This window comes from Amycolatopsis ponsaeliensis, from assembly GCF_030182635.1.
Taxonomy (GTDB): Bacteria; Actinomycetota; Actinomycetes; order Mycobacteriales; family Pseudonocardiaceae; genus Amycolatopsis; species Amycolatopsis ponsaeliensis.
Genome location: NZ_JAPZLD010000012.1, coordinates 106,994 through 119,166, shown reverse-complemented (window position 1 = coordinate 119,166; position 12,173 = coordinate 106,994). Strand labels below are relative to the sequence as shown.

Annotated in this window: 12 protein-coding genes and 1 tRNA gene; all 13 read left to right on the top strand. The window is 71.6% G+C overall.

Going from position 1 to position 12,173, the window contains the following annotated elements; genetic code table 11:
* The 13 genes from pcaH to QQ657_RS19630 all read left to right on the top strand — a co-directional run bounded on the left by pcaH (position 1) and on the right by QQ657_RS19630 (position 12,109).
* Complete coding sequence (gene pcaH / locus QQ657_RS19690; RefSeq protein ID WP_284743628.1) at positions 1–738, top strand: protocatechuate 3,4-dioxygenase subunit beta; 738 nt, start codon at positions 1–3, stop codon at positions 736–738.
* Positions 735–1,289: a protocatechuate 3,4-dioxygenase subunit alpha gene (gene pcaG / locus QQ657_RS19685; protein ID WP_284743627.1), complete on the top strand. Its 555-nt coding sequence runs from the start codon at positions 735–737 to the stop codon at positions 1,287–1,289. Before pcaH ends, pcaG begins: the two co-directional genes overlap by 4 nt.
* Positions 1,286–2,089 (top strand): 3-oxoadipate enol-lactonase, encoded by an 804-nt coding sequence (gene pcaD / locus QQ657_RS19680; RefSeq protein ID WP_284743626.1) that lies wholly within the window; start codon positions 1,286–1,288, stop codon positions 2,087–2,089. The genes pcaG and pcaD overlap by 4 nt, the downstream gene beginning before the upstream one ends.
* Positions 2,086–2,490, top strand: coding sequence for a 4-carboxymuconolactone decarboxylase (gene pcaC, locus QQ657_RS19675; RefSeq protein WP_284743625.1), 405 nt, complete (start codon positions 2,086–2,088; stop codon positions 2,488–2,490). The genes pcaD and pcaC overlap by 4 nt, the downstream gene beginning before the upstream one ends.
* 10 nt (positions 2,491–2,500) lie before the next feature.
* Entirely contained in the window at positions 2,501–3,331 is an 831-nt protein-coding gene (locus QQ657_RS19670) for an IclR family transcriptional regulator domain-containing protein (RefSeq protein ID WP_284743624.1), read from the top strand.
* A gap of 498 nt (positions 3,332–3,829) precedes the next feature.
* Complete coding sequence (locus QQ657_RS19665; RefSeq protein ID WP_284743755.1) at positions 3,830–4,435, top strand: nucleotidyltransferase family protein; 606 nt, start codon at positions 3,830–3,832, stop codon at positions 4,433–4,435.
* Between the two features lie 148 nt (positions 4,436–4,583).
* Positions 4,584–5,453, top strand: a complete 870-nt coding sequence (locus QQ657_RS19660; RefSeq protein WP_350310687.1) for an AAA family ATPase — start codon at positions 4,584–4,586, stop codon at positions 5,451–5,453.
* Positions 5,454–5,712: 259 nt separating this feature from the next.
* Positions 5,713–5,786: transfer RNA gene (locus QQ657_RS19655), tRNA-Arg, on the top strand.
* 66 nt (positions 5,787–5,852) lie between these two features.
* Positions 5,853–6,965 carry a vWA domain-containing protein gene (locus QQ657_RS19650; protein ID WP_284743623.1) on the top strand — a complete coding sequence of 371 codons (1,113 nt, stop codon included), beginning with the start codon at positions 5,853–5,855 and terminating at the stop codon, positions 6,963–6,965.
* Positions 6,958–8,070, top strand: coding sequence for an XdhC family protein (locus QQ657_RS19645; protein ID WP_284743622.1), 1,113 nt, complete (start codon positions 6,958–6,960; stop codon positions 8,068–8,070). Before QQ657_RS19650 ends, QQ657_RS19645 begins: the two co-directional genes overlap by 8 nt.
* Before the next feature lie 222 nt (positions 8,071–8,292).
* On the top strand, positions 8,293–8,817 hold the full coding sequence (locus QQ657_RS19640) for a (2Fe-2S)-binding protein (RefSeq protein WP_284743621.1): 525 nt from the start codon (positions 8,293–8,295) through the stop codon (positions 8,815–8,817).
* On the top strand, positions 8,817–11,258 hold the full coding sequence (locus QQ657_RS19635; protein WP_284743620.1) for a xanthine dehydrogenase family protein molybdopterin-binding subunit: 2,442 nt from the start codon (positions 8,817–8,819) through the stop codon (positions 11,256–11,258). The genes QQ657_RS19640 and QQ657_RS19635 overlap by 1 nt, the downstream gene beginning before the upstream one ends.
* Entirely contained in the window at positions 11,255–12,109 is an 855-nt protein-coding gene (locus tag QQ657_RS19630) for an FAD binding domain-containing protein (RefSeq protein WP_284743619.1), read from the top strand. The genes QQ657_RS19635 and QQ657_RS19630 overlap by 4 nt, the downstream gene beginning before the upstream one ends.
* Positions 12,110–12,173: the final 64 nt, after the last annotated feature.

Genomic DNA, 12,173 nt, shown 5'->3' with positions numbered 1-12,173 from the left:
GTGGCTACTCCGACCGAATTCAGGCTGCCCCGCTACGGCGAGGACCCCGAGGGCACGCACCCCCCGCTCGGCTACCCCGGCTACCGCTCCACGGCGCTGCGCCACCCCGAGCAGGACCTGGTGCTGCTGCCGCAGATGCTGACCGAGGTCACCGGCCCGCTGCTCGGTCCCGGCCGCCTCGGCGAGCTCGACAACGACCTCACCCGCCGGCACGCGGGCGAGCCGCAGGGCCAGCGGATCATCGTCACCGGCCGCCTGCTCGACGGCGACGGCCGCCCGGTGCGCGACTCCCTCGTCGAGATCTGGCAGGCGAACGCGGGCGGCCGCTACCGCCACACCGGCGACCGCTGGCCGTCGCCGCTCGACCCGAACTTCGACGGCGTCGGGCGCGCCCTGACCGACAGCGACGGCCGCTACGCCTTCACCACCATCAAGCCGGGCGCGTACCCGTGGAAGAACCACGACAACGCCTGGCGCCCCGCGCACATCCACTTCTCGGTGTTCGGCTCGGCGTTCACGCAGCGGCTGGTCACCCAGATGTACTTCCCGGACGACCCGCTCTTCTCCCAGGACCCGATCTTCAACTCCATCCCGGACGAGAAGGCCCGGCAGCGCATGGTTTCGCGCTACGACCACGAGATCACGCAGTCGGAGTGGGCGCTGGGGTTCCAGTTCGACATCGTGCTCCGCGGGCGCGACGCGTCGGTGTTCGAAGAGGAAGAGGACGAAGACGAATGACCAAGCTGCTTCCCACCCCTTCGCAGACCGTCGGCCCGTACCTGTCGATCGGGCTGCCCTGGCCGGACGGCCCGTACGTCGTGCCCGAGGGCACGCCCGGCGCGTTCTGGATCCGCGGCATCGTCCGCGACGGCAACGGCGACCCGGTCCCGGACGCGATGATCGAGACGTGGCAGGCCGACCCCGACGGCGGGTTCCGCCACCCGGACGACCCGCGCGGCGAGGCGTCCGGCGACTTCCGCGGCTTCGGCCGCTGCCCGACCACCCCCGAGGGCACGTACGGGATCCTCACGCTCCTCCCGGGCGTGGTGCCCGGTGAGGGCGGCGCCGCCCAGGCCCGCCACATCGACGTGTCGGTGTTCGCGCGCGGCCTGCTCAACCGGTGCGTCACGCGGATCTACTTCGAGGACCAGGACAATTCCGGAGACCCGGTGCTGGCGACGGTGCCGGCGGAACGGCGCGGCACCTTGATCGCGGCGAAGACCGACGGCGGCTACCGCTTCGACGTGCGCCTCCAGGGCGACGGCGAGACGGTGTTCTTCCGGGTATGACGAACGCGAACGGAGGTGACGGCGTGGGTGCCGTCCGGCTGCACCGGGTCGTCGAAGGGCCCGAAGACGGTCCGGTGGTGGTGTTCGGGGGATCGCTCGGCAGCGACATCCGGATGTGGGAACCCCAGGTCGTGCCGCTGCTGGAGCGCGGCTTCCGGGTGGTCCGCTACGACACGCGCGGACACGGTGCTTCGCCGGTGCCGCCGGGTCCGTACGACCTCGAAGACCTCGGCTTCGACTTCCTCGCGCTGCTCGAAGACCTCGGCGTCGCGAAAGCACACCTCGTGGGCCTGTCGCTCGGCGCGATGACGGGCATGTGGCTCGGCGCTCACGCGCCGGACCGGATCACGAGCCTGGTGCTCTGCTGCACGTCCGCGAAGCTCGGCCCGCCGGAAATGTGGGCCGACCGGGCCCGCACGGTCCTCGAGAAAGGCACCGTTGCGGTGGCTGCCGCCGGTGTCACCCGCTGGCTGACCCCGGGGTACGCCGAGCGGCATCCGGACCGCGCCGCGTACCTGCGGTCGATGATCGCCGCCGTCCCGGCCGAGGGCTACGCGGCCTGCTGCGGCGCGATCGAGCGGATGGACCTGCTCGACGTGCTGCCGAAGATCACCGCGCCCACCCTGGTCATCGCGGGCGCCGACGACCCGGCCACCCCACCGGAGGGCCACGCCGACCTGATCGCGGCGGGCATCCCGGGCGCGCGGCTGGAGGTCGTGCCGGACGCCGCACACCTGGGTAGCTACGAACGGCCCGAAGAATTCACGAGGCTGATCCTCGAGCACCTGGAGGCGAAGTGACTGGCGACCGTCACGAGCAGGGCATGAAGGTCCGGCGCGAGGTACTCGGCGATGAGCACGTCGACCGCGCGGTCGCGGGCACGACGGACTTCAGCCGCCCGTTCCAGGACTACATCACCGAAGGGGCGTGGGGCTCGGTCTGGTCCCGCGACGGCCTCGACCGCCGCACGCGCAGCTGCGTCACGCTCGCGGCGCTGACCGCGCTGCAGGCGCACAACGAGCTGGCGATGCACGTCCGCGCGGCGGTCCGCAACGGCCTCACGGCGGCGGAGATCGGCGAAGTCCTGCTGCACACGGCGGTCTACGCGGGAGCCCCGGCGGCGAACGCGGCGTTCGCCATCGCCCAGCGCACCCTGGCCGAGCTCGGCGAGCCGAGCGCCCGGCCCGCCGACGCCGGATAAGGTGCCGGGCATGGACACGGGGAGGCCCATCGAAGCCGAGCTCGACAGCGAGCCGGCACACCGCGGCGCCCACCACGTCCAGTCGCTGGAGCGCGGGCTGGCGGTGATCAAGGCGTTCCACTCGGACGCGGCAGAGCTGACCCTGAGCGACGTCGCCCGCGCAACGGGCCTGACCCGAGCCGCGGCCCGCCGTTTCCTGCTGACCCTGACCGACCTCGGCTACGTCCGCACGGACGGCAAGTACTTCTCCCTGACGGCCCGCGTGCTGGAGCTGGGCTACTCGTACCTGTCGAGCATGACGTTGCCGGAGGTGGCCCAGCCCCACCTGGAGCACCTGTCGGCGGGAGTCCGCGAGTCGAGTTCGGTGTCGGTCCTGGAGGGAACGGACATCGTCTACGTGGCGCGGGTGGCGGTCTCCCGCATCATGACGGTGAGCATCAACGTGGGAACCCGCTTCCCGGCGTACGCGACCTCGATGGGCCACGTCCTCCTGGCGGGTCTGAGCAGGGCGGAGCTGGAGGCGTACTTCGTGGTGGCGAAGCTCGACCGCCTCACGGACCGCACGGTGACGGCCCCGGACCGCCTCCGCACGGAACTGGCCAAGGTGACCGACCAGGGCTGGGCCATGGTGGACCAGGAGCTGGAGGAAGGCCTCCGTTCCGTGGCGGCCCCGATCCACGACCGCAAGGGCCGAGTGGTGGCAGCGGTGAACCTGTCAACACACGCAAGCCGCACCACGGCGGAGTCGGTGGAGAAGGACCTGGTCCCACCCCTCCTGGAGACGGCAAAGTCGATAGAGGCGGACCTGGCGATCAGCGCCCCCGGCCGAGCCCATGGCTGAGCAAGAACCCACCCCACGCCCACCGGCGCCCACAGGTGACCGCCGCCAGAGCACTGCCCGGCTGAGGGCGAACCTCTCCCGGCCGAAATCACCAACCACCCACCGGCTGCCTGCCGCCACGCGCCACCGACTTGCTGCCTCGGCGATCGCACTGCGGCCGCGTGCAGCGGTGCCACCCCGGACTGCCGCACCGGTGGCTTCGGCGGTCGCACTACGGCCGCGTGCGGCCGCGCCGCCTCGGCTTGCTACGCCGCGGGCCTCGGCGATCGCACTTTGGTCGCGCGCGAGTCTGTCTCGCCGGGTTGATGCGCCGATGGCTTCGGCGGTCTCACTACGGCCGCTCGTGGCCGCGCGGTCCCGGACTGTTGCGGTGCTGCCGCGAGCCGCTGCAGACCTATGCCTGTCAACCGTCCGGCCGCCGCAGAGCGAGAGCGGCGCTGCCCGGGCCCTCTCGCCTTGTCCGTCCGCAACGGCACCCCGCGCAGAGCCGGCGCGCCCATGACCGCGCACGACCCCGGCACTCCACCCATCGCCGGTCTTCTCCTCGCCGCTGGGGCCGGCCGCCGCTTCGGCGGGCCGAAAGCCCTCGCCGAACTCGGCGGGCAGCCCCTCGTCCTGCGCGCACTCGCCATCCTGACCGCGGCCGGCTGCCACCCCATCCGAGTCGTGCTCGGTGCCGCCGCCGACGAAGTCAGCGCGCTCCTGCCCGACCCGGCCCAAGCCGTGCGGGCCGCGGGCTGGGAGACCGGTATGGGCGCCTCCCTCAAAGCCGGCCTCGCCGCGCTCGACCAGGAGACAGGTCCCGTGGCCGCGCTGGTGCACCTCGTCGACCTGCCCTGGGTCGGCGCGGACATCCTCGCCCGGGTCGCCGCCGACGCGACCCCCGAAACCGTCGCCCGCGCGGCCTACGAAGACGTCCCGGGCCACCCTGTCCTCCTCGGCCGCCGCTGGTGGGCCGAAATCGCCGAAACCGCCCAAGGCGACCGCGGCGCCCGGGACTGGCTGGCCGGCCGCCCCGACCTCGAGCTCATCGAGTGCGGGGACCTCGGCAGCGGCCGCGACGTCGACCACCGCACCGACCTCCCCAGCACACCACCCTCCTGACCACCGGCCCGCCGCACAAGCCGACCGTCCAGGTACGCGAGCCGACTCTCCAAGTACGCGTGTCGCCCATCCAGGCACGCGAGTCGTCCGGCCATCGTCCTCAGCCGGTGACCCGCGAACAGCCGCCGCGCCGCCTACGATCGACAGCGTGACCGACTCGCCTGAAGAACTCGCCGCCGCGCTGGACGTGACCGGCTATCTCGCCGATGACGGCCTCGCCACCGCCGGGTTCCTCGCCCTCCGGATGGGCCGTCCGCTGTTCTGCGAAGGCGAACCCGGCACCGGGAAGACCTCGCTCGCCATCGCGCTGGCCACCGCGCTCGACCGGCCGCTCGTCCGCCTCCAGTGCCACGAGGGCATCGACGCCGCCCAGGCGCTCTACGAATGGGACTTCCCGCGCCAGCTCCTGCACCTTCGGGCCCTCGAAGCCGCCGGGGACGGGGGCCTCGACGTCGAGGCCGCCGAGCGCTCGCTCTACACCGAACGCTTCCTGCTCGCGCGCCCGCTGCTGCAGGCCCTGATCACCTCACCGTGCGTGCTGCTGGTCGACGAGATCGACCGCGCCGACGACGAGTTCGAAGCCTTCCTCCTCCAGCTGCTCGACGAGCACGCCGTGACCATCCCCGAATACGGCGAAGTCCGCGCCGAAGTGCCGCCGCTCGTGGTGCTGACCTCGAACCGGACCCGCGAAGTGCACGACGCCCTCAAGCGCCGCTGCCTCTACCACTGGCTGGAACACCCGGACCTGGCGCGCGAGGTCACCATCCTGCGCCGGAGGATCCCCGAGGTCGGCGAGCGGCTGGCCCGGCAGGTCGCGGAAGCGGTGCACCGCCTGCGCGAGATGGACCTGCTGAAGCCGCCGGGAGTCGCGGAGTCCCTCGACTGGGCCCGGGCCCTGCTGGCCCTGCACCGCGACGAACTGGACGCGGCATCGGCGGCCCGGACGCTCGGCGCCGTCCTGAAATACAGCGAAGACCTCGACCGGGTCCGGGCGAAACTCGACGCCCTGTTCGCCTGACAGTCCACAAAGGACCGCAGTTAATTGCGTTGACCACGCAGGCGGGCTCCGGCATGCTTTTTCCAGCACAGCAGGCAACACCACCGAGAGGAGGAGATCGTGACCGAAGCCCGGCAACTCCGATGCGGCACGATCTCCCGTGCCGTTCGCTGAATCTTCCTGAAGGCTCTTCGCGCCCACCCCTCGCTACCTCGGGTCGGCCGCCGCGAAGAGCGCGGTCTGCGCCTGTCCGGGGAGGGACGTGCGCGCAGGCCGCCCCGTCCCGGTAGCTCAGCAGGACAGAGCGCGGCGCTACGAACGCCGAGGTCCGAGGTTCGACTCCTCGCCGGGACACCGAACCAGCGCCCGAACCAACCGTCGACTCCGACGCTCGATCCCAAGCGAGCGCACAATGGAGTCATGACCACCGCCGCCGATCCCGTTGCCGGGTACGCAGGGTTCGCCGCTGCCCTGCGCGAGGCCGGGGTTGCCTGCGATGCGCGTCGCGTGCAGGCCTACCTGGCCGCCGTCGGTGAGATCGATGTCGCCGGACCCACTCAGCTCTACTGGGCCGGCCGGCTCACCCTGTGCTCCAGTCCCGACGACCTCCCGTGCTACGAAGAAGCCTTCAGCCAGTGGTTCTCGATCGAAACCACCACCCCGCAGCGCGCGAAGTCCGCCGTGCCGAAGCAGGCGCGGATCGCGCCGCTGGTCGATGCCGACGGCGCGGGCACCGACGGCGGCGACGGCCCCGAGCAGCTGAAAGTCGCCGCGAGCGCCCACGAAGTCCTCCGCCACCGTGACCTCGCCGCGCTGACCACCGCCGAACGCGAACACCTCCGCGAACTCCTGGCCACCCTGAAACCCGCGCCCCCGTTGCGGCCGGCCTCCCGCCGGACCCCGGCGAAGCGCGGCCGGCTCGATCCCTCCCGCACCCTGCGCGCCATGCTCGCCAGCGGCGGCGAACCCCTGAAACTCGCGTACGTCCGGCGGGCCAAGCGGCCGCGCCGGGTCGTGCTGCTCATCGACGTTTCCGGGTCGATGAGCCCGTACGCCGACGCCCTGCTCCGGTTCGCCCACGTCCTCACGCGCAGCGCACCCCAGTCCGTCGAGGTCTTCACCCTCGGCACGCGGCTGACCCGCGTCTCGCGCCAGCTGCGTCAGCGCGACCCCGAACGCGCGATGCTCGCGGCGGGTTCGGCGGTGCCGGACTTCGCCGGCGGCACCCGCCTCGGCGAGACGCTGCAGGCCTTCCTCGACCGGTGGGGCCAGCGCGGCGTCGCTCGCCGCGCGGTGGTCACCGTGTTCTCCGACGGCTGGGAGCGCGGCGACACCGGCCTGCTCGGCGAGCAGCTCGCCCGCCTGCGCCGGCTCGCGCACGCCGTATTCTGGGTGAATCCGCACGCCGGCCGTGCGGGGTACGCTCCGGTCCAGTCCGGCATCGTGGCTGCCCTGCCCCACATCGACCGGCTGCTGGCCGGGCACACCCTGGCCACATTGGAACGACTGCTCGGGGAGATTTCCGATGCGTGACGTACTGGACGACGTGTTCCGCCGCTGGTCCGACGGGGAAACCGTCGGGCTCGGCACCGTGGTCGCCACCTTCTCGTCGGCGCCCCGCGCGCCCGGCGCCGCGATGGTCGTCGCCTCCGACGGCACCGTCGCCGGCAGCGTGTCCGGCGGCTGCGTCGAAGGCGCTGTCTACGAGCTCGCGCAAGAGGTCGTCGCCGAGCGCAAGCCGGTGCTGCAGCGCTACGGCGTCACCGACGACGACGCCTTCGCGGTCGGCCTGACCTGCGGCGGGATCATCGACATCTACGTCGAGCACGTCGATCGCGCGTCGATGCCGGAGCTCGGCGACGTCGTCGCGTCCGTGCGCGGCGGCGAGCCCGTCGCGGTCGTCACGGTCATCGAGCACGAGCGCGAAGGCCTGGTCGGCGAGCACATGATCGTCTGGCCGGACCGCACCGAGGGTTCGCTGGGCTCGTCGCGGATGGACGACGCCGTGGCCGACGACGCGCGCGGCCTGCTGGCCAGCGGCCGCACCGGCACCCTGCACTACGGCCCGGACGGGCAGCGCCGCGGCGAGGGCATGGCGGTGTTCGTCAACTCCTTCGAGCCGCCGCCCCGCCTCCTCGTGTTCGGCGCGATCGACTTCGCCGCCGCGATGGCGCGCATGGGCGCCTACCTCGGTTACCAGGTCACGGTGTGCGACGCGCGGCCGGTGTTCGCCACCAGCAGCCGCTTCCCGGACGCGCACGACGTCGTCGTCGACTGGCCGCACCGCTACCTGGAGGCCGAAGCCGCGGCCGGCCGCATCGACCAGCGCACGGCGATCGCGGTGCTGACCCACGACCCGAAGTTCGACGTGCCGCTGCTGGAGGTCGCGCTGCGCCTCGATGTCGGGTACGTCGGCGCGATGGGTTCCCGCAAGACGCACGACGACCGCTTCGCCCGCCTGCGCGAAGCCGGGATCACCGAGCCGGAGCTGGAAAGGCTGTCCTCGCCGATCGGTCTCGACCTCGGCGCGCGCACCCCGGAGGAGACGGCCGTGTCCATCGCCGCGGAGATCATCGCGCTGCGGTGGGGCGGCGGCGGCAAGCGGCTCGCGGAACTGACGGGGCGCATCCACGGCTGAGTGCTTTCGGAAAAACGCTGCTCCGGGTGGCCCACAAAAGTTCACCCATCCGGACTTCCGCAAATACGGCGTTCCACAGAGGATTCGCGCTTATCTGCGGAACAGGTAGTTGAACGTGTGACATCAGGACTTGTCCGCGCGAAGGTCGCGTAGCACGCTCGGAGGTCTGTGAGCCCGATCACGGTCGGGCGGGCCGTTCCCGAACCGGCTTTTGGAGGCCTGATGCGCATCACCGTCACCGTCGACGGGACCAAGTACACCGACGAAGTCGAGCCCCGCACCCTGCTGGTCCACCACCTGCGCGAAAAACTCGGCAAGGTCGGCACCGTCGTCGGCTGCGACACGAGCAACTGCGGTGCCTGCACCGTCCACCTGGACGGGCACAGCGTGAAGTCCTGCTCGGTGCTGGCCGTGCAGGCCGACGGCTGTGAGGTCACCACCATCGAAGGCCTCGCCCGCGACGGGCAGCTGCACCCGGTGCAGAAAGCGTTCCACGACAACCACGCCCTGCAGTGCGGGTTCTGCACGCCCGGCATGATCATGCAGTCGATCGACCTGCTGGCCGACAACCCGGACCCGGACGAACAGGCGGTCCGCGAAGGGCTCGAAGGCAACCTCTGCCGCTGCACCGGCTACCAGAACATCGTCCGCGCGGTCCGCGACGCCGCGCAGAACATGAGCCCCGGCGCCGGCCCCGAGGTCGAGCGGATCGCCGAGACCAAGCACGTCGGCGTGGGTGGTGACTGATGACCGCCACGATCGAACCGGAAGTCGGAAAGTCACGTCGCCGCAAGGAAGACGAGCGGCTGATCACCGGCCGCACGCGCTGGACCGACAACATCGCGCTGCCCGGGATGCTGCACATGGCGGTCCTGCGCAGCCCGTTCGCGCACGCCAAGATCGTCTCGATCGACACGTCGGCGGCGAAGGGCGCGTCCGGCGTCGTCGCCGTCTACACCGCGAAGGACCTCGACCCGGACGGCGCGATCGGGATGCCCTGCGCGTGGCCGATCACGCCGGACATGAAGGCGCCACGCCGTCCGATACTCGCCGCCGACCAGGTCAACTTCGCCGGTGAAGGCGTCGCGGTCGTCGTCGCGCGGACGTCCGCCGAAGCGCACGACGCGCTCGAAGAGATCGATGTCGAGTACGACGAGCTGCCGGTCGTCCTCGACATGGAAGCCGCCATCGCCGACGGCGCCGCGCTGGTCCACGAGGATCTCGGCACCAACACGAACGCGGTCTGGAAGTTCGACTCCGCCGAGGCCGGCACCGGCGGCAACGTCGAGGACGCGATCAGCTCGTCGGAGGTCGTCCTCAAGCGCCACTTCCGGCAGCAGCGCCTGGTGCCGGCGTTCATGGAGCCGCGTGCCTGCGTCGTCGACCCGACCAGCGCCCAGATCACCATGTGGGCGGCCACGCAGGTCCCGCACATCCTGCGCGTGATGTCGGCGCTGACGCTCGGCATCCCCGAGCACAAGCTGCGCGTGATCGCCCCGGACGTCGGCGGCGGCTTCGGCGGCAAGATCGGCGTCCTGCCGGAAGAGATGATGTCGCTGCTCGTCGCGCAGAAGCTCGGCAAACCGGTCAAGTGGAACGAGACGCGGTCCGAGACGATGCTCGCCGCGCACCACGGCCGCGACCAGATCCAGGACATCACGATCACCTCGACCCGCGACGGCCAGGTGACCGGCCTCAAGGTCGAGCTTCTCGCCAACCTCGGCGCGTACAACGGCCTCGTCGGCCCCGGCGTGCCGATCCTCGGCGCGTTCATGTTCAACGCGATCTACAAGATCCCGGCGTACCACTTCGCGTGCACCAACGTGTTTACGACGACGACGCTGACCGACGCCTACCGCGGCGCCGGCCGGCCGGAGGCGACGTTCGCGATCGAGCGGATCATGGACGAGCTCGCCGTCGAGCTCGGCATGGACCCGATGGAGCTGCGCGAGAAGAACTGGATCAAGCACGAGGAGTTCCCGTTCACCACGGTGTGCGGGCTGACCTACGACTCCGGCAACTACGAGGCCGCCACCGAGAAGGCCAAGCAGCTCTTCGACTACGACGGCCTGCGCGCCGAACAGGCGCAGCGCCGCGAGGCGGGCGACAAGGTCCAGCTCGGCATCGGCATCTCGACGTTCACCGAGATGTGCGGGCTCGCGCCGTCGCGGGTGCTCGGCTCGCTGGCCTACGGCGCCGGCGGCTGGGAGTACGCGTCGATCCGGATGCTGCCCACCGGCAAGGTCGAGGTCACGACCGGCGCGTCCGCGCACGGCCAGGGCCACGAGACGGCGTGGAGCCAGATCGTCGCCGACCAGCTGGGCGTCGCGTTCGAGGACGTCGAGATCCTGCACGGCGACACCCAGTCGTCGCACAAGGGCCTGGACACCTACGGTTCGCGGTCGCTGGTCGTCGGCGGGATCGCCGTCATCAAGGCCGCCGAGAAGGTCGTCGCGAAAGCCAAGCCGATCGCGGCGCACCTGCTCGAATGCGCGGAGGACGACCTCGAGTTCGCCGGCGGCAAGTTCACCGTGAAGGGCACCGACACGTCCACGACCATGGGCGACGTCGCGCTCGCGACGTTCTTCGCGCACAACCTGCCCGACGGGGTCGAGCCGTCGCTCGACTCGGACGCGACGTTCGACCCGGAGAACTTCTCGTTCCCGCACGGCACGCACCTGTGCGCGGCCGAGGTGGACACCGAGACCGGGCGGATCAAGCTGCGCTCGTACGTCTGCGTCGACGACGTCGGCGTCGCGGTGAACCCGCTGATCGTCGAGGGCCAGGTGCACGGCGGGCTCGCGCAGGGCATCGCGCAGGCGCTGTTCGAAGGCACCGAGCACGACGACAGCGGCACGCTCACGACCGGGACGTTCGCCGACTACCTGCTGCCGTCGGCGGCGGACCTGCCGTCGTTCACCACCGACCGCACGGAGACGCCGGCGACGTCGAACCCGCTCGGCGCCAAGGGCGTCGGCGAAGCGGGCACGATCGCGTCCACCCCGGCGGTGGTCAACGCGGTGATCGACGCGGTGCGGTCCTTCGGGGTCGACGACATCGAGATGCCGTTGACGCCGATGCGGGTGTGGCACGCCATCCAGCACGGCACCACCGACGCGGGCGGCCCCGGCCGTTCCGAGGCCGGCGGCGGGCTGGGCTCCATCGACGCCACCGGAGGTGCGCAGTGATCCCGTCTTCCTTCGACTACGTGCGCCCGTCCACAGTGGACGAGGCGGTGCAGGCGCTGGCGTCGGCGGGTGAGGACGCCAAGGTCATCGCGGGCGGGCAGAGCCTGCTGCCGGTGCTGCGGATGCGCCTGGCCGCGCCGACGACGCTGATCGACCTCGGGCGCGTCGCAGAGCTGCGCGGCGTGCGGGAGGACGGCGACCAGCTGGTCATCGGCGCGATGACCACGCACTACGACGTCCAGCGGGACGCGTTGGTGGCTGAGCACGCGGCCCTGCTCAAAGAGGCGACGGACACGGTCGCCGACCCGCAGATCCGCCACCGGGGAACGCTGGGCGGCGCGATCGCCCACGCCGACCCGGCCGGTGACCTGCTGGCGCCGGTGCTCGCCCTGGACGCGTCGCTGGTGCTGGCCGGGCCTTCGGGGCGCCGGACGGTGCCGGCCGCGGAGTTCTTCCAGGACCTGTTCACCACGGCGCTGGCCGCGGACGAGCTGCTGGTCGAGGTCCGCGTGCCCAAGCACACCGGGTGGCGGGCGCACTACGAGAAGTTCAACCGGGTCGCCCAGGCGTGGTCGATGGTCGCGGTCGCGGTCACCGTCCGTACCGAAGCGGGAGTCATCGAGGAGGCCCGTGTCGCCTTGACGAACATGGGCTCGACCCCGGTGCGCGCGTCGGGCGTCGAAGCGGCGCTGGTCGGGGTCCAGGCCTCGGCCGACTCGATCGCCGCGGCGGCTTCGCACGCTGCGGAAGGCACGAACCCGCCGGTCGACAGCAACGCCGACGTCGAATACCGCCGTCACCTGGCCCAGGTCCTGACGGGCCGGGCGATCGCGGCGGCGGCCGGGGCCTGACGTCCGGAGTTCGTCCCCCTGGCCGCCGCCCCGGCGGCGGCTAGGGTGGGCACCGGACACCTCA